Below are 18,037 nucleotides of genomic sequence, written 5' to 3'. Positions count from 1 at the left end.
GGTGGGAGCTCATGGGTGAAACGCTAACAATATCGAGGTTTCCGGTTACGGAGGCTTTGGTGCTTGTCCCTGCGAGGGGATGAGGCATTGACACACTATTGGGTCCTGAGAGAACACACGTGTTCTTTCTAGGGTTAGACAAAGATGCCGGCTGATGCGGGTGCTTGTTATCAAGTGAGTGTGAAGACATTTGTTTGGAGTACCGGTTGGTTGGTGTGTGTTGTTTGAGAATTGCACAGTGGATGCGAGCATCTTTATTTTTTGTTTTGTTTATTGTTGTAAGTGTGTAAGAGCGTACGGTGGATGCCTTGGCACCAGGAGCCGATGAAGGACGTAGGAGGCTGCGATAAGCCTCGGGGAGCTGTCAACCGAGCTGTGATCCGAGGGTGTCCGAATGGGGAAACCCAGCACGAGTGATGTCGTGTTACCCACCTGTGAATATATAGCGGGTGTGGAGGGAACGTGGGGAAGTGAAACATCTCAGTACCTACAGGAAGAGAAAACAATAGTGATTCCGTGAGTAGTGGCGAGCGAAAGCGGATGAGGCTAAACCATGCATATGTGATACCCGGCAGGGGTTGTGTGTGTGGGGTTGTGGGATCTATTTTGTCCATTCTGCCGGATGGGCCGACAGTGAGAAATCAGTGTGTTAGTCGAAGTGGTCTGGAACGGCCTGTCGTAGAGGGTGAGAGTCCCGTAGACGAAAACATGTTGACTGTTGTAGTAGACACCCAAGTAGCAGCGGGCCCGTGAAATCTGCTGTGAATCTGTCGGGACCACCCGATAAGCCTGAATACTCCCTGGTGACCGATAGCGGACTAGTACCGTGAGGGAAAGGTGAAAAGTACCCCGGGAGGGGAGTGAAATAGTACCTGAAACCGTGCGCTTACAATCCGTCAAAGCCTGCGAGCCATTTGGTTGGCTGTGGGTGATGGCGTGCCTTTTGAAGAATGAGCCTGCGAGTTAGTGCTCGGTGGCGAGGTTAACCCGTGTGGGGTAGCCGTAGCGAAAGCGAGTCCGAATAGGGCGATGGAGTCGCCGGGTCTAGACCCGAAGCGGAGTGATCTACCCATGGCCAGGTTGAAGCGACGGTAAGACGTCGTGGAGGACCGAACCCACTTCAGTTGAAAATGGAGGGGATGAGTTGTGGGTAGGGGTGAAAGGCCAATCAAACTCCGTGATAGCTGGTTCTCCCCGAAATGCATTTAGGTGCAGCGTCGCATGTTTCTCACTGGAGGTAGAGCTACTGGATGGCCGATGGGCCCTACAAGGTTACTGACGTCAGCCAAACTCCGAATGCCGGTGAGTGAGAGTGCGGCAGTGAGACTGCGGGCGATAAGGTTCGTAGTCGAGAGGGAAACAGCCCAGATCGCCGGCTAAGGCCCCTAAGCGTGTACTAAGTGGAAAAGGATGTGGGGTCGCGAAGACAACCAGGAGGTTGGCTTAGAAGCAGCCACCCTTGAAAGAGTGCGTAATAGCTCACTGGTCAAGTGATCCTGCGCCGACAATGTAGCGGGGCTCAAGTACACCGCCGAAGCCGCGGCACTCACACAAGACATTCTCTTCATCCTGCGGGGTGTTGAGCAGTGGTGTGGGTGGGTAGGGGAGCGTCCTGCATCCCTGGAAGCCACAGAGTGATCTAGTGGTGGAGGGTGTGGGAGTGAGAATGCAGGCATGAGTAGCGAAAGAACAGTGAGAAACTGTTCCGCCGAATGACCAAGGGTTCCTGGGCCAGGCTAATCCGCCCAGGGTGAGTCGGGACCTAAGGCGAGGCCGACAGGCGTAGTCGATGGACAACGGGTTGATATTCCCGTACCCGTGTAGTCGCGCCCGTGATGAATCAGCTGTACTAACCGCCCAGAATGTTCCTTTTACACCTTCGGGTGTGCCTGGGACTGGATGCGCGGGACCTTGGTTGGTAGTAGTCAAGCGATGGGGTGACGCAGGAAGGTAGTGGGGCCAGTCAGTGGTTGTACTGGTGTAAGCCTGTAGGGCGTGTTCTAGGCAAATCCGGAACACATAGAGCCTGAGAGGTGATGCGTAGCCGAATGAGGCGAATTCCATGATCCTATGCTGCCGAGAAAAGCCTCTAGCGAGTGGCGACACGGCCCGTACCCCAAACCAACACAGGTGGTCAGGTAGAGAATACTAAGGCGATCGAGAGAACTGTGGTTAAGGAACTCGGCAAAATGCCCCCGTAACTTCGGGAGAAGGGGGACCACGTCTGGTGATCAACTTCGCGTTGTGAGCTGGGTGTGGTCGCAGAGACCAGAGAGAAGCGACTGTTTACTAAAAACACAGGTCCGTGCGAAGTCGTAAGACGATGTATACGGACTGACGCCTGCCCGGTGCTGGAAGGTTAAGAGGACCGGTTAACACTTCGGTGTGAAGCTGAGAATTTAAGCCCCAGTAAACGGCGGTGGTAACTATAACCATCCTAAGGTAGCGAAATTCCTTGTCGGGTAAGTTCCGACCTGCACGAATGGCGTAACGACTTCTCTGCTGTCTCAACCACAGACTCGGCGAAATTGCAGTACGAGTAAAGATGCTCGTTACGCGCGGCAGGACGAAAAGACCCCGGGACCTTCACTATAGCTTGGTATTGGTGTTCGGTTCGGTTTGTGTAGGATAGGTGGGAGACTGTGAAGCATGCACGCCAGTGTGTGTGGAGTCGTTGTTGAAATACCACTCTGATCGTATTGGATATCTAACCTCGGACCATGATCTGGTTCAGGGACAGTGCCTGGTGGGTAGTTTAACTGGGGCGGTTGCCTCCTAAAATGTAACGGAGGCGCCCAAAGGTTCCCTCAGCCTGGTTGGCAATCAGGTGTTGAGTGTAAGTGCACAAGGGAGCTTGACTGTGAGACGTACATGTCGAGCAGGGACGAAAGTCGGGACTAGTGATCCGGCACCGGCAAGTGGAAGCGGTGTCGCTCAACGGATAAAAGGTACCCCGGGGATAACAGGCTGATCTTCCCCAAGAGTCCATATCGACGGGATGGTTTGGCACCTCGATGTCGGCTCGTCGCATCCTGGGGCTGGAGTAGGTCCCAAGGGTTGGGCTGTTCGCCCATTAAAGCGGCACGCGAGCTGGGTTTAGAACGTCGTGAGACAGTTCGGTCTCTATCCGCCGCGCGCGTAAGAAACTTGAGGAAACCTGTCCCTAGTACGAGAGGACCGGGACGGACGAACCTCTGGTGTGCCAGTTGTCCTACCAAGGGCACTGCTGGTTAGCTACGTTCGGAAGGGATAACCGCTGAAAGCATCTAAGCGGGAAGCCTGTTCCAAGATGAGGTTTCTCACCACCTTTGCGTGGTTAAGGCCCCCTACAGACCATGGGGTAGATAGGCCAGAACTGGAAGTCGGGTAACCGATGCAGGTGACTGGTACTAATCGGCCGAGGACTTACAACCAAAACAAGTAATGAAACTTTTGTTTCGCATCCACTGTGCAATATCTGAAACAACACACAAACAAAACGACGGTTCTTCATCCGGCTTTGTTTGGGTGTGGATTGTTTCATAGAGTTACGGCGGCTATAGCGGTGGGGAAACGCCCGGTCCCATTCCGAACCCGGAAGCTAAGCCCACCAGCGCCAATGGTACTGCACCCTAATCAGTGTGGGAGAGTAGGACACCGCCGAACACAATTTCCACTGTAGGCCCCTCATTCGTGAGGGGCCTACAGTGCGTTGTGGGGATCTTTGTCGTCTGACCTGCCACTATGCGTCCATGTTTGCTTAGATGACTGCATGTCACTGTTTGCGGGACCGTCGTTGGTCGAGTCGTATCTCGAACAGATCCACAACAGCTGTTTGGCCGGCGGTGAAGGTGCTCTCGCGGACTACATTCCCGAACTGGCCGGGGTCGATCCAGCCGGGTTCGGACTGTCACTCGCACTACACGACGGGTACGTGTATTCGATCGCCGATGCCGACATCGGCTTCACCATCCAGTCTGTGTCGAAGCCTCTGACATACGCACTTGCATTGACACACAAGGGTTTCGACGCCGTTGATGGACGAATCGGCGTTGAGCCATCCGGCGAGGCGTTCAATGAGATCAGCGTCGATTCCAGGCGGCGCCCGCGCAATCCGATGATCAACGCCGGCGCCATTCTCTCGGCCTCGTTGCTTCTCGAAGTCCAGCCGAATGTGGACATGGCGTTTGCTGAGCTGGTCGACTTCTATTCTGCGTGTGCCGGGCGCAAGCTCGTCCTGGACGAGGACGTGTACCGGTCCGAGATGAAGAGCGGCGCACGCAACCGTGCGATTGCGTACATGCTTCAAAGTTTTGGTGTCCTGCAGGCGGAACCGGAACACGCGATCGATCTCTATTTCCGCCAGTGCTCAGTTGTGGTCACGACCGACGACCTGGCCGTGATCGGTGGCACTTTGGCCAATGGCGGCGTGAATCCAAGGACCGGTCGCCGCGCAGTGTCCCAGTCCGTCGTCCAACGCGTACTGAGCGTGATGACCACCTGCGGAATGTATGACGGCGCGGGCGACTGGGTGACCACCGTCGGACTTCCGGCGAAAAGCGGGGTCGGCGGCGGAATCATGGCTGTCCTACCTGGTCAGCTCGGGATCGGTGTGTATTCGCCGTTGCTGGACGAACACGGCAACAGTGTGCGTGGCGTGAAGGCCTGCAAACGCCTGTCGTCCGATCTGGGGCTGCACATGTTCAATGTTGCCCGGGAGAGTCGCGTCACCGTGAGAGGTTTCTACAGCGCCCATGAATTGCACATGACGACCGACCGTAGTGACTCCGAACGCCGTTATCTCCACGGCAAGCATGACCGGATCAGGATCTATGAACTGCAAGGTGATCTGACGTTCTCCGGAACGGAAAGTGTGCTGCGCCGGCTGCGGTCGTCGGCAACCGAGTTCGAGGTCGCCATCCTGGACCTGAGCCGTGTCGACCACGTGGACGAAGTGTCGCGTTCGATGTTCGTCGGCGCGAGTCAGAACCTCCAGGGATTGCAGCGCAGCGCTGTCATCGTTGATCCGGATGGAGTGGTGATCAAGAGACGCAGCCACGCGTCCGAGCCGGCCCGCGGTGTGCAATTCGTGGTGACGACCATGCACGAGGCGCTCACGCGAGCCGAGGACTTCTTGCTCAAGTTGGCGGTCGAAGAGGGCTAGGCCTTCGCCGTATCGTGCGTGATCAACAACGTCAGAGCCGCAAGGGTCTGCGCGTCACAGATCTCGCCGGAAGCCACTGCCGCCCACACCTGCTCGACGGGCCACCATCGTGCGTCCATGTCCTGTTCCTCATGTTCGCGCGCCGGAGGACCCGGCGACAGGGCCTCCGCCAGGAACACCGCCTGTCGTTGACTGCTGAAACCCGGTGCGACATCGACAGACCCGATCTGTGTCATCGACTCCGCCCGCAGTCCGGTCTCCTCAGAGAGTTCCCTCACGGCGAGTTCTTCCGGTGGAAGACTCTGCCGATCGGGCGCGGTGCCTGCGGGAAACTCCCAACGTCGGGCCTCCACCGCATATCGGAACTGTTCGACGAGGTAGAGCCGATTGTCATCTCGCGGGATGACGATCACGCCGGCAGGTTTGTCGATGACGCTGTAGATACCCGGGCTGCCATCGGCCCGGACGATCTCGTCCTCACGCAGCGACAGCCAGGGATTGGCATAGATTTCGGTTGAAGACACTCGCTTGATCGACACCACACCAGAATATGGCGGGCGCGCGGCACGGGGCCGCTGGAGTCCGGCACTGCGGGCCTAAGGTTGACGTCGTGCGTCTAGTCATTGCCGAGTGCCAAGTCGACTATGTGGGTCGGCTCACCGCCCACCTCCCCAGAGCCCGTCGACTCCTGTTGATCAAGTCCGACGGTTCGGTGAGCGTGCATGCCGATGATCGTGCGTACAAGCCGTTGAACTGGATGAGTCCGCCGTGCTGGCTGGTGGAGACCGAACCGGAAACACCGGAGGCTCCCCAGCTCTGGGTCGTCACGAACAAGGCGGGCGAAGAGCTACAGATAACCATCTTCGGTGTGGAGCACGATTCGAGCCACGAGCTCGGCCTGGATCCGGGACTGATCAAGGACGGTGTCGAAGCGCATCTGCAGGAACTGCTCGCCGAGCATGTCGAGACGCTCGGAAGTGGCTACTCACTGGTCAGACGCGAATACATGACCGCCATCGGGCCGGTCGACCTGCTGTGCCGGGACGCCGACGGCGTCTCGGTCGCGGTGGAGATCAAACGCCGTGGTGAGATCGACGGGGTCGAACAGTTGACCCGCTACCTCGAACTGATGAATCGCGACCCGCTGCTGGCGCCCGTACAAGGGGTGTTCGCAGCGCAGCAGATCAAGCCGCAAGCGAAAACCCTGGCCAACGATCGAGGGATCCGTTGTGTGACACTCGATTACGACAAGCTCCGGGGAACCGAGAGCACCGAGTTCAAGCTCTTCTAGAGCCCAGGCGAACAACCGTGGAGATCATCGAGTCGGGACCGGACGGATACGACCACTACGTCCGGCCGATCAGCGGCCAACGCGCGGTCAAAGAGTATCGGTGCCCCGGCTGCAATCAGGTGATCTTCGCCCGTACGCCACACGTGGTCGTCTGGCCTGCCGACGACTACGGGGGCGGCAGCCTCGTCGCCGAGCGCAGGCACTGGCACACCGGTTGCTGGCGCCGCCGGAAAAACATCTCTACCGGTAAGAAGCGCTGATCTCCTCTGGAGCGTCGTCCACGTCGGCTTCGGCTTCTGCGTCTGTGGTGCTCGCCTCGGTCGAGGGGTCGGCATCCTTCTCTGATTGATCCGATGGTGCCTGCGACCCGGCCTTGTGCAGCAGAGCGTTGTCGGAGAGCTCCTTGTTCAACAGTCCGGTGGTATCGGGATCGAGGAGGTCCGGTTCGGTTTCGGCTTCGGCGAGGAGTTGAGGAACCTCGTCCAGCTGACTGCGGATCTCGCTGAGCTGAGCCAGCATCCGGCTGCGCAGCACCCGGATCTGCTCAGTGATCTCCTGCGCGCGAGTGACCCGCTCGGTGGCAGCCGATGCGGCGCGTTGGCGCGTGCTCTCCGCCTCTGCACGAGCAGTGTCGAGGCGTTCCTTGGCCTCCGCCTTGCTGTTGCGGTCGAGTTCCTTCGCCTGCTCGAGAGCCTCCGAGCGACGGGCGGCCATCGTCAGGTCGAAATCTTCCTGAATCCGCTCCCGGTTGCTCTGAGCTCGGGCGTCGAGTTCCTCGGCCTGCGCAGTTGCTTCGGCGATGATGCGCTTGGCCTGTTCGTGGGCAGCGCTCATGGTGGCCTCGTGCTCGGATTCCATCGCCTCACGACGCCGCGCCATCTCCTCACGCTGGCGAGCGATTTCATCGCGGTGCTCCTGAGCCTCCTGCCGTGCAATCGACAGCGTCTCTGCAGCTTCGGCTTCCGAGCGGGCACGGATTTCTGAAGCCTCGTCGGAGGCCAGCCGGAGCATGCTTGACACCCGCTCACTCATGCCCTGCACCGTGGTCGGCGGCACGGAGAGTTTGTTGACCTCCCGGCGCAGCTCGTCGATGTCGTCGCGGGCGATCTCGAGATTGTCGGCGAGCTCACGTGCGTTGGCGGTCGCGGCGTCCCGATCTGCAGCGATCACCCGCATTTCGGCATCGAAACGCCGGAAGAAGTCATTGACCTGATCACGGTCGTATCCGCGCATGACGGTGGCAAAAGGCAAGCCGGAAGCGGAGGTGGCCTCGTGGTTTGGCATGGTGGCGATTTTACGCTGCTGGAACGGCCATACCTGGCACGACGGCCCGGCGCCCGCGAGGAGTTACCGTGCTGCAACCATCGCGTGAGCAAGTGACCCTAGAGCGCAACTCCGCTTCCTGCCGACACTCCCGGCACTCAGTGGGGGTCGGCGGCAGGCTCCACCAGTTCGAGCAGAACACCACCGGCATCCTTCGGGTGGATGAAATTGATGCGTGAGTTCGCGGTGCCGCGGCGAGGGGCGTCGTAGAGCACCCGGATACCGTTCGCGACCAGGCGGCGGGTCACCTCTTCGACGTCGGTGACGCGCACGGCCATCTGTTGCAGGCCGGGACCGTTGCGGTCGATGAACTTCGCGATCGTGGAGGTCTCGTCGATGGGGGAGAGCAACTGGATCAGCGCATGCGTCTTCTCGGCGCCCTCGGGGCCGACCATGGCCTCCACGACGCCCTGCGCCTCGTTGGTCTCCTGATGCAGGGTGACCAGACCGAGGTTCTCGAGGTACCAGGCCTTCGCGGCGTCGAGGTCGGGCACGGCGATGCCCACGTGATCGATCGCGGTGACCAGATCGCCGATGGCGCTCAGCGTCGCTGACTGGGGGTTCTGTTCAGAGGCACTCATGGTCTAAAGGTAGCGTTGGGGGCGGCCAATACACCATTCAGCCACTGGCCGGGAGACGTTTGCTCCCGGTTGCCGGAGAACTCCGGCGGTTTTGTCGAGAGAGGTCAGAAGAGATGTCGACGTCGGTAATCGTGTCGGGAGCGCGCACCCCAATCGGGAGATTGATGGGCTCGCTCAAGGATTTCAGCGCTGTGGACCTGGGCGCGATCGCCATCCGCGGGGCACTCGAGAAGGGGAACGTTCCCGCCTCCGAGGTCGAGTACGTGATCATGGGTCAGGTACTGGGCGCGGGCGCCGGGCAGATGCCCGCGAAGCAGACGGCGGTCAAGGCCGGAATCGGCTGGGACGTACCGGCTCTCACCATCAACAAGATGTGCCTGTCGGGGATCGACGCGATCGCGCTGGCCGATCAGCTCATCCGCGCGGGCGAGTTCGAGTGCGTGGTGGCCGGTGGCCAGGAGTCGATGACCCAGGCCCCGCACATCCTGCCGGGCAGCCGCGGCGGCTTCAAGTACGGCAATACCGAGCTGGTTGACCACATGGCGTTCGACGGGTTGCACGATCCGTTCACCGACCAGGCCATGGGAGCTCTCACCGAGCAGCAGAACGATGTCGAGAAGTTCACCCGTGCCCAGCAGGACGAGTTCGCCGCCCAGTCGCATCAGCGTGCGGCCACCGCGTGGAAGAACGGCGTCTTCGCCGACGAGGTCGTGCCCGTGAGCATCCCTCAGCGCAAGGGCGACCCGATCGAGTTCTCCGAGGACGAGGGCATCCGGGCAGACACCACCGCTGATTCACTCGGTCGCCTGCGCCCAGCGTTCCGCAAAGACGGCACGATCACCGCGGGCAACTCCTCGCAGATCTCCGACGGCGCAGCCGCGGTCATCGTGATGAGCAAGACCAAGGCCGAGGCCCTCGGACTCGAGTGGCTCGCCGAGATCGGTCCGCACGGTGTCGTCGCGGGCCCGGACTCCACTCTTCAGCATCAGCCGGCCAACGCCATCCGCAAGGCCTGCGGGCGTGCGGGCATCGACCCCAAGGATCTCGATCTCCTCGAGATCAACGAGGCCTTCGCCGCGGTCGGTCTGTCTTCCGTTGCCGAGCTCGGTGTCGACGAGAGCAAGGTCAACGTGAACGGCGGCGCGATCGCGGTCGGCCACCCGATCGGCGTGTCCGGTGCGCGGATCACCCTGCACCTCGCACTCGAACTGGCCAGGCGGGGCGGTGGCACAGGTGCCGCTGCGCTGTGTGGCGCCGGCGGACAGGGCGATGCCCTGATCATCACGGTGCCCGCGAAATGAGCGCGTCGGCAACAGCGCTGCTGTTTCGTATCGTCGCGATCGCCGAGGCCATCACCTGGCTGGCGCTACTGATCGCAATGTTCTTCAAGTGGGTGCTGGGCCATGAGGAGGCAGTTGCCGTGCCGGGCATGGTGCACGGCATCGTGTTCGTCGTCTATCTCGTCGTGACCGTGTACACCGCGCTCCGGTTGCGGTGGAATGCCACCTCGTCAAAGCAGATGCTCACCATCACCGCTGTCGCGTTGGCCGCCAGCATCCCGCCGTTCGGCACCCTCGTGTTCGAGTGGTGGGCGCAGCGCAGTGGGCATCTGACCGACGCAGGCCGCACGTCCAAGGCTGCCGCCTCCTGACGACGTCCCCGGCCGCCGCCACCCATCTGCACCCACGGGTGCGGGTGGCGGTGTCCGGGATCTTTGCCCTCAACGGCCTGCTCGCAGCGATGTGGGTGGCTCACATTCCGGTTGTGCAGTCGCGGACCGGCGTCGACCATGCCACCCTCGGTGGCCTGTTGCTCGCCCTGGGTGGATCCGCGTTCATCGGTATGCAGGTGATGGGACCGCTGACCGATCGCTACGGGTCCCGGTATCCCACCGTCTTCAGCGCGATCGCACTGTCCGGCGCCATCGTGCTGCCCGGGCTGGCCACCGGGACCACCTCACTCGCGCTGGCCCTGGTGGCGTTCGGTTTCTGTAACGGCGCGCTCGACGTCTGCATGAACTCGCAGGCGGTCCTCACCGAACGCGAGTACGGCCGCCCGATCATGTCGTCGTTCCACGGATTCTTCTCCGTCGGAGGCCTGATCGGATCGGGTGTCGTGGCGGCCACGGTGGCGACCGACGTCCCACTGCCTGCGACCTTGCTCGTTTGTTGCGTGCTGGGTGTTGCGGCGACACTGCTGCTGGCAGGGTCCCTACTCGCCGGACGTCCGGGTGATGGGCGGTCGGATGCAGAGATCGTCGCGGATGGACCGGAGCGTAAACCGTGGGGGCGGATCGCACTGCTGGCCGCGGTCGCTTTCAGCGTGATGCTCGCCGAGGGCACTGCCTATGACTGGAGTGCTCTGCACCTCGTCGAGCGTTTCGACCAGCCCGAAGCGATGGGCGCCGTCGCGTTCGGAGCGTTCAGCGCGACGATGGTGATCGCGAGATTTTCGGCGGACGCCGTGAGCGCGAGGCTGGGTCCCGTGGCGGTGGTCCGGGTGGGGTCGCTGGTCGCGGTCGCCGGGATCGCCGTCGTCATCTGCTCTCCGACGCCGCTGCTGAGTGTCGTCGGTTGGGCGATCTTCGGCCTCGGCGTGGCCGGGGGAGTGCCGCAATTGTTAACCGCTGCAGGAAATCTCTCGACGCGATCGAGCGGTCAGACCATCTCGCTGGTGGTGGGCTTCGGGTATGTCGGGATGTTGTCCGGCCCGGCCGTGATCGGCCCGGTCAGTCATTGGTGGTCTCTCGGGTCTGCGCTGTGGATCGCGGCCGCGGGAATGCTGTTCGCCGCGGTGGCCGCGCCCATCGTGCGGCCGCGCGCCACCACGACCGATCCAGTGCGCACCGCGTCCCACTGACCCGACAACCCCTACGTCGGACTCGAGCGCTGTCAGCTTCTGGCGAACGCCGGAAGACCACAGCACACATCGCTTCGCGGTCGTGCCAAACTGGACTGGTGAGCAGACCGCAACAACGTAATCCCGCTTCCGCCTCCGCAGTGAGAGCAGCCGCCGCGATGTCCGGTGCAGTTGACCTCTCGGTGTTGAAGGAGCGTGCCGATGCCGGGCGCGCGCAGGCGAATCGTCCCGCGGCGCCGGCGCCTCCCGCCGGCCGCGCCCCGGCACCGCCGGCGGGCGGCGCCTTCCCCACGGTGTACGACGTGACCGAGGCCGACTTCGAAGCCGACGTCGTGGCCCGTTCCGAACAGGTCCTGGTGCTCGTCGATCTGTGGGCGACCTGGTGCGAGCCGTGCAAACAGCTCTCTCCGACCCTGGAGGCGCTGGCTGCGCAGTCCGGTGGCACGTGGGTGCTGGCGAAGGTGGATGTCGATGCCAACCCGCGGATCGCGCAGTTGTTCGGAGTGCAGTCGATTCCGACCGTGGTCGCGATCGTCGCCGGGCAGCCGGTGTCGGCGTTCGCGGGGGTCCAACCTGCGGGGCAGATCCAGGGCTGGATCGATGACATCCTGGCCAAACACGGAGCAGAGCTGACCGGTGCGCCGGCTGCGGATGGCGCCGAACCTGAACCGGAGCCCGAGGACCCGCGCATGATCGCCGCGGAGACCAAGCTCAACGACGGCGACATCGACGGCGCCCTTGCCGATTACAAGGAAATCGCTGCGGCCGAACCGGGGAACGTCGAAGCCGCTTCGCTGGTGCGCAACCTCGAGTTCGTCGCCCGGGCCCAGAAGCACGATGCCGCAACCCTCGCCGACGCGGCACCGGACGATGTTCCGGCCCAGTTGGCGGCGGCCGACCTCGAGTTGCTCAACCAGCAGCCCGAAGCCGCGTTCGATCGCATCATCAAGGTGATCTCACGAACCGCAGGCGACGAGCGGACCGCAGCCAGGACCAGACTGCTGGAGCTGTTCGAACTCTTCGATCCGGCCGAGACGTTCGTGGTCGCGGCCCGGCGCAAACTGGCAACAGCGCTGTACTGAGCATCGTTGCCCGGCGATGTCGCGCTAAATCAGGGGTCGTAGCGCGAGCAGCCGTTCTCCGGGTCGAAGTACCCGGCTGTGAAGGCGTCGATCCGCGCGAATCCGCTGGGCAATGCGCGGCCGGCGACGTCGCTCGCCACCGCGCCGCTGACCAGGAGCCCTGACACCAGCTCGTCGAGGTCACCGCCACGCAACGTGAACGCGCCGGAATCGGCAGCGGAACGGGCCCAGCGGCCGGTGTCGCACGCCGCCCTCGCCGCGGTGACCGGCTCGTCGATCACCTGCCCGCGGGCGCTCTGCGCAGCGACCGAATACCGCGAAGCCACCAGCGAATAGGCGCTGAAATCGCCGCCGATGAAGCTGGGCAACCCAGCCGGCCCGTTCGTGCCGTTCGTGCCGTTCGTGGCGATCAGCGCGAGCTGATCGGGATCCATCGACACCGTGTTGGTGCTCGGGCAGAAGGCGACCGGAGCCTGCGCGACCTCGGCCAGATCGACGTCTGCGCATGAGCCGTCGAGTGCCGTGCGCTCGACCACCGGCCGAACCGCCTCGGAGAGGTCGAAGAAGCTCTCTACCGACGTCACCACAGACTCCAAACCGGCCTCGCTGAACGGCGAGGAGTCGATCGACCCGGTGTTGTCGAATCGTGGGGGCATCTGATCACGCTTTCCGTCGACATAGAGCTGGCCTATCGCGCCGCAGAAGGCGGCCCCGGAGCTGAATCCCGTCTCGAAGGCATCGGCACGCTCGAAGGCGGTGCCGTGATCTGATTGGCCGCGACGACCGTCCCGTGCGGAGATGAGCGCGGCGATGGCGGTGTTCAACCCGTCCCCGGTGTTGATCTCGAGATACTTGCCGTGGCCCTCGGCGAGCCAGCGGATGAAGGTACCCGACAGGCAGTCGGCCTGTTGCTCGCTGACGATCGGTGAGGCGGACTTGTCGAAGCCGCCGATCATCTGGATGTAGTGACCGTACTCGTGCGCGATCACGGTAACCGGGGCCATCGGGCCGAATTCCTCGAGCAGCGCCGGCATCAGCACGCCTCTGTCCCAGCCGATTTCGACGCGATCGGGGCAGAACGCGGCGTTGACCTGACGAAAAGTGGACTGCCCGCAGAAAGACTCCGACAGTGACTCGGACGCTTCGGCATCCCACGAGACGAAGCTGAGGCCGGTCTTGAAGCTCTGGCCGAACGCGGGTTCGAAGGCTTCTTTCCAGTACGTGTCCAGGTCGGCCAAGGCAGCGGCCATGAGTTCGTCGATCTGGTCGCCGGTGCCCCCTCGAATGTCCAGATCAGGTCCGGTGGTGCCCGATCGCAGCCCATTGGGCCCGGTCGTGACCGGCATCCCGGCAACGGTGAAGGCATCGCTGAAGGCGGACACCGCCTCTCCGCTGACCTGCTCGCGGCGATCGTCGGAGGCGCAAGCAGCCAACACCAGCAGAACGACGCCCAACAGCGGCCCGATCAGTACCCGACCGGTTTTCATCAAGCGCCTCGGCCGTCAGGCCGGGGTGAGCCAGATGGCCCCGTTGGCCGGGAGGGTCAACCGGGCACAGGCCGGACGTCCGTGCCACTCCTCTTCCGCTGCGATCACCTGACCGAGGTTGCCCTCACCGCTGCCGCTGTATGCCGGTGCGTCGGTGTTGAGGATCTCGGTCCACGTGCCTGCCGACGGCAGTCCCACGCGATATTCGGTGCGGGTGGTGCCAGAGAAGTTGAACACACATGCCACCACCGAACCGTCCGATCCCCAGCGCAGGAAACTGATGATGTTGCCCGCGGTGTCGTTGGCGTCGATCCATGAATAGCCGTTGGGCGTGATGTCCTGGCTGTAGAGCGCAGGGTGGGCCCGATAGACGCTGTTGAGATCGGTGACCAGCGCCTGGACCCCGGAGTGCAATTCACCTTCCCAGCCCTCGAGTTGATCCCAGGACAAACTGCGGTTCTCCGACCACTCCGGTGTCTGCGCGAACTCCTGGCCCATGAACAGCAGTTGCTTGCCGGGATGCGCCCACATGTACGCGAGCAGTGATCGAACGCCCGCGGCCTTGGCGCGGGAATCGCCAGGCATCCGTGACCACAACGTGCCCTTGCCGTGCACCACCTCGTCGTGACTGATCGGCAGGACGAAGTTCTCGCTCCAGGCGTACATCAGCGAGAAGGTGATCTCGTGGTGGTGGAAACTCCGATGGATCTGGTCACGGCCGAGGTAGCCGAGGGTGTCGTGCATCCAACCCATGTTCCACTTCATGCTGAAACCGAGACCACCGAGATTGGTGGTGCGCGTCACGCCGGGCCAGGACGTGGATTCTTCGGCGACAGTCACGACACCCGGATGGTGTTTGTGCACGGTGGCATTCATCTCCTGGATGAACTGAACTGCCTCGAGATTCTCGCGCCCGCCGTAGATGTTGGGGGACCAGCCCCCCTCGGGTCGGGAGTAGTCGAGATAGAGCATGGAGGCCACGGCGTCGACGCGAAGTCCGTCGATGTGGAATTGATCGAACCAGTAGAGCGCGTTGGCGACAAGGAAGTTGCGGACCTCGTTGCGGCCGAAATCGAAAACGTAAGTGCCCCAGTCCAGTTGCTCGCCGCGCTGGGGGTCGCCATGCTCGTATAGTGGGGTCCCGTCGAACCGCGCCAACGCCCAGGCATCCTTCGGGAAGTGGGCAGGGACCCAGTCGACGAGGATTCCGATTCCGAGGGAATGGAGATGATCGACGAAGTAGCGGAAGTCGTCGGGGCTTCCGAACCGTGACGTCGGTGCGTAGTACGAGGTGACCTGGTAACCCCATGAGCCGCCGAAGGGATGCTCCGACACCGGCAGTAATTCCACGTGCGTGAAACCGAGTTGAATGACGTAGTCGCCGAGCTGCTGCGCCAGTTCGCGATAGTCCAGACCCTGGCGCCACGATCCGAGGTGGACCTCGTAGACGCTCATCGCCTCCTCGGTGGCCACGATCTGCTCGCGGTCTGCGATCCACGCGTCGTCTGTCCATTCGAACGACGTCTCCGGGATCACCGACGCGGTCGCCGGCGGGATCTCGGTGGCGCGTGCCATGGGGTCGGCCTTCTCGCGCACGATGCCGTCGTTACCCGTGATCCGGAACTTGTAGGTGGTCCCGGGGCCGACATCGGGCACGAACACCTCCCACACGCCGCTCGATCCCAGCGAACGCATGGGTGCGGTGTGTCCGCGCCAGCCGTCGAAACTGCCGATGAGCGTGACGCCCTGGGCGTTGGGCGCCCACACGGCGAAACTGGTGCCGCCGACCTCGCCGTCGGCGGTCGTGTAGACCCGCGCCTGCGGGCCGAGGATCTCCCACAGCCGTTCGTGACGGCCCTCGGTGAACAGGTGGATGTCCAGCTCGCCGAGGCTGGGGAGGAACCGGTAGCCGTCGGCGACGATGAACTCGCGGTCGGAGCCGCCGTCATCGGCGTTCGGATAGGTGACCCGATAGCGGTAGTCGATCAGGTCGGTGAACGGCACCGCTGCGACCCACAGCACGGAATCCTGTTGTGTCAGTGGGTACTCGACTCCGCCGATGATCGCGCTCACCGCGCTCGCATCCGGTTTGAGGGTGCGCAGTACGGTGTGGTCACCCACCGGATGGGCGCCGAGGACGCCGTGCGGATTGTGATGGCTGCCTGCGAGCAGCCGGTCGAGGTCTGCTGCGGGTAGCAATGCGTCGGGTACAGCGTCAGATGATGTTGTCATGAGGGTGTCCTGAACGCGAGGTTGCGGCGGGCGGCTTCGGGCATGGGGGGCAGCGCGACGATGTGGGCCACCGATCGCCAGGGTTCGAGTCGGACGAAGTTGGCCTGACCCCAGTGGAAACTCTCACCGCTGACCTCGTCCACCCCACTGAACCGGTCCTGCCAGTCGTATCCGATGGACGGCATGTCCAGCCACAGCGTGGATTCTTCCGCGCCGTACGGGTTGATGTTCACCACGACCACCACGGTATCCCCGGTTTTCGGGTCGAACTTGGAATACGCGATCAACGCATCGTTGTCCACGTGGTGGAACTTCAGGTATCGCAGCTGCTGCAGAGCGGGATGTCGTCGCCGGATCTCGTTCAGCGACCGGATCCAGCCCTCGAGTGACTCGCCCCGGCTCGATGCCCCCTTGTAATCGCGGGGACGCAGCTCGTACTTCTCGGAGTCGAGGTACTCCTCGCTGCCTTCCCGGACTGCGTGGTGTTCGTACAGCTCATACCCGCTGTACACGCCCCACGTGGGAGACAGGGTCGCGGCCAACGCCGCGCGCAGCGCGAACATCCCCGGACCGCCGTGCTGCAGCGATTCATGCAGGATGTCCGGTGTGTTCACGAACAGGTTCGGCCTGGCGATATCGGCGTTACCCGCGATCTCGTTCCCGAACTCGGTGATCTCCCACTTCGCGGTACGCCAGGTGAAGTACGTGTAGGACTGCGTGAAACCGAGCTTGCCCAGTCCGTACAGGCGTGCCGGGCGGGTGAACGCCTCAGCCAGGAACAACACGTCGGGATCGCGTTTCTTGACCTCCACGATGAGCCACTCCCAGAAGTCCGGTGGCTTTGTGTGTGGGTTGTCGACCCGAAAGATCTTGACACCCCTGGCAACCCAGCCGAGGACCACCTTGAGGACACCCCGGAAGATGCCGTTGCGGTCATCGTCGAAGTTGAGGGGGTAGATGTCCTGGTACTTCTTCGGCGGATTCTCGGCGTACCGGATGCTGCCATCGGGTTCGGCGGTGAACCAGTCCGGATGTTCGGTGGTCCACGGGTGATCTGGTGCGCACTGGAGTGCGAGGTCGAGTGCGACCTCCATGCCCAGCTCTTCGGTGCGATGCCGGAAGTACTCGAAGTCCTCGAAAGAACCGAGGAGAGGATGGATCGCATCGTGCCCACCGTCCTTGGACCCGATGGCCCACGGTGAACCGACGTCGTCCGGGCCCGCGGTCACCGAGTTGTTGGGCCCCTTGCGGTTGACTTCGCCGATCGGGTGGATCGGCGGGAGGTACACGACGTCGAAGCCCATGTCAGCGATCCGCGGGAGATCTTCTGCAGCGGTCAGGAACGTCCCGTGTACCGGGTGTCCCTCGTTGTCCCAACCACCGGTGGAGCGTGGGAACAGCTCGTACCACGACCCGAACAGGGCCCGGGTGCGGTCGACCCACACACGATGCGTACGACTCTTGGTCACGAGTTCGCGGACCGGATAGGTGGTCAGCAAGTGAGCTGTCTGCGCCGACAATGCGGGTCCCACGCGGTCCGGTAGTGCCAGATGCGAGTCGCGCAGCGCTTTGGCCGCGTTCGTCAGAGAGTCACGATCTGTCGGGGGCGTGAGCTCGAGGGCGCGATCGAGCAGCCGTGCACCCCGTTCGATGTCGTTCGCGAGCTCCGCGCTTCCCTGGCCGGCAGCGAGCTTCTTGTCCATCGCATCGCGCCAGGTGCTGAAGGGATCGCTCCACGCGTCGATGCGATAGGACCAGTAGCCGGTCGCGTCGGGGCTGAAGAAAGCGTTGAACGTGTCGGGTTCCGCACCCGGCGACATTCGGACGTCCAGCGCACCCGCGCGAGTCGGACCCTCGACGTGCAGGGTGGCGGCCACCGCGTCGTGGCCCTCGCGCCATACGGTTGCACTGACTGGAAAGATCTCTCCGACAACCGCTTTCGCGGCGAACTGACCCGAAGAAACCACTGGGGCTATGTCATCGATCCCGATGCGCCCAATCACCTTGTCGGCCACCTCTCACAGTGTTGTTGCCAGCGT

General features: G+C 62.6%; 13 protein-coding genes and 2 rRNA genes. 9 read left to right on the top strand and 6 right to left on the bottom strand.

Going from position 1 to position 18,037, the window contains the following annotated elements; translation table 11 throughout:
- The first annotated feature begins 276 nt into the window (after positions 1–276).
- The 3 genes from BFL43_RS07590 to glsA all read left to right on the top strand — a co-directional run bounded on the left by BFL43_RS07590 (position 277) and on the right by glsA (position 5,143).
- Positions 277–3,413 (top strand): 23S ribosomal RNA (locus BFL43_RS07590).
- 115 nt (positions 3,414–3,528) lie between these two features.
- A 5S ribosomal RNA gene (rrf, locus tag BFL43_RS07585) occupies positions 3,529–3,645 on the top strand.
- A gap of 106 nt (positions 3,646–3,751) precedes the next feature.
- Positions 3,752–5,143, top strand: a complete 1,392-nt coding sequence (glsA, locus tag BFL43_RS07580; protein WP_084891959.1) for a glutaminase A — start codon at positions 3,752–3,754, stop codon at positions 5,141–5,143.
- On the opposite strand, the gene BFL43_RS07575 is transcribed toward glsA, so the two are convergent.
- Positions 5,140–5,685, bottom strand: coding sequence for an NUDIX hydrolase (locus BFL43_RS07575; protein ID WP_084891958.1), 546 nt, complete (start codon positions 5,683–5,685; stop codon positions 5,140–5,142). The genes glsA and BFL43_RS07575 overlap by 4 nt on opposite strands.
- Positions 5,686–5,753: 68 nt before the next feature.
- Here BFL43_RS07575 and nucS point away from each other — a divergent pair, with 68 nt between their 5' ends.
- Complete coding sequence (gene nucS, locus BFL43_RS07570; protein WP_084891957.1) at positions 5,754–6,434, top strand: endonuclease NucS; 681 nt, start codon at positions 5,754–5,756, stop codon at positions 6,432–6,434.
- A 17-nt stretch (positions 6,435–6,451) separates the two neighbouring features.
- Positions 6,452–6,694, top strand: a complete 243-nt coding sequence (locus BFL43_RS07565; protein ID WP_143695159.1) for a hypothetical protein — start codon at positions 6,452–6,454, stop codon at positions 6,692–6,694.
- On the opposite strand, the gene BFL43_RS07560 is transcribed toward BFL43_RS07565, so the two are convergent.
- Complete coding sequence (locus BFL43_RS07560; protein ID WP_084891955.1) at positions 6,675–7,718, bottom strand: hypothetical protein; 1,044 nt, start codon at positions 7,716–7,718, stop codon at positions 6,675–6,677. The genes BFL43_RS07565 and BFL43_RS07560 overlap by 20 nt on opposite strands.
- Positions 7,719–7,855: 137 nt before the next feature.
- A complete protein-coding gene (gene mce / locus BFL43_RS07555; RefSeq protein WP_084891954.1) occupies positions 7,856–8,338 on the bottom strand; it encodes a methylmalonyl-CoA epimerase in 483 nt (160 codons plus the stop codon).
- A 113-nt stretch (positions 8,339–8,451) separates the two neighbouring features.
- Between mce and BFL43_RS07550 the strand changes: the two genes are divergently transcribed.
- The 4 genes from BFL43_RS07550 to BFL43_RS07535 all read left to right on the top strand — a co-directional run bounded on the left by BFL43_RS07550 (position 8,452) and on the right by BFL43_RS07535 (position 12,279).
- Positions 8,452–9,639 (top strand): acetyl-CoA C-acetyltransferase, encoded by a 1,188-nt coding sequence (locus tag BFL43_RS07550; RefSeq protein ID WP_084891953.1) that lies wholly within the window; start codon positions 8,452–8,454, stop codon positions 9,637–9,639.
- Positions 9,636–9,989, top strand: coding sequence for a DUF3817 domain-containing protein (locus BFL43_RS07545; protein ID WP_084891952.1), 354 nt, complete (start codon positions 9,636–9,638; stop codon positions 9,987–9,989). The genes BFL43_RS07550 and BFL43_RS07545 overlap by 4 nt, the downstream gene beginning before the upstream one ends.
- Positions 9,926–11,197, top strand: a complete 1,272-nt coding sequence (locus BFL43_RS07540; RefSeq protein WP_346425952.1) for an MFS transporter — start codon at positions 9,926–9,928, stop codon at positions 11,195–11,197. Before BFL43_RS07545 ends, BFL43_RS07540 begins: the two co-directional genes overlap by 64 nt.
- Before the next feature lie 158 nt (positions 11,198–11,355).
- Positions 11,356–12,279 (top strand): tetratricopeptide repeat protein, encoded by a 924-nt coding sequence (locus BFL43_RS07535; protein WP_084891951.1) that lies wholly within the window; start codon positions 11,356–11,358, stop codon positions 12,277–12,279.
- A gap of 29 nt (positions 12,280–12,308) precedes the next feature.
- On the opposite strand, the gene BFL43_RS07530 is transcribed toward BFL43_RS07535, so the two are convergent.
- Genes BFL43_RS07530 through BFL43_RS07520 form a run of 3 tightly spaced genes read right to left on the bottom strand, consistent with a single transcriptional unit; the run spans position 12,309 to position 18,001 of the window.
- Positions 12,309–13,766, bottom strand: coding sequence for a hypothetical protein (locus BFL43_RS07530; protein ID WP_084891950.1), 1,458 nt, complete (start codon positions 13,764–13,766; stop codon positions 12,309–12,311).
- Positions 13,767–13,781: 15 nt separating this feature from the next.
- Positions 13,782–15,998, bottom strand: a complete 2,217-nt coding sequence (glgB, locus tag BFL43_RS07525; RefSeq protein ID WP_084891949.1) for a 1,4-alpha-glucan branching protein GlgB — start codon at positions 15,996–15,998, stop codon at positions 13,782–13,784.
- Positions 15,995–18,001 carry a maltotransferase domain-containing protein gene (locus tag BFL43_RS07520; RefSeq protein WP_084891970.1) on the bottom strand — a complete coding sequence of 669 codons (2,007 nt, stop codon included), beginning with the start codon at positions 17,999–18,001 and terminating at the stop codon, positions 15,995–15,997. The genes glgB and BFL43_RS07520 overlap by 4 nt, the downstream gene beginning before the upstream one ends.
- Positions 18,002–18,037 lie beyond the last annotated feature (36 nt).

The organism is Williamsia sp. 1135, from assembly GCF_002095395.1.
Lineage (GTDB): Bacteria > Actinomycetota > Actinomycetes > Mycobacteriales > Mycobacteriaceae > Williamsia.
Note: the sequence above shows the minus strand (reverse complement) of the source record. Positions and strands in the feature narration are given on the sequence as shown.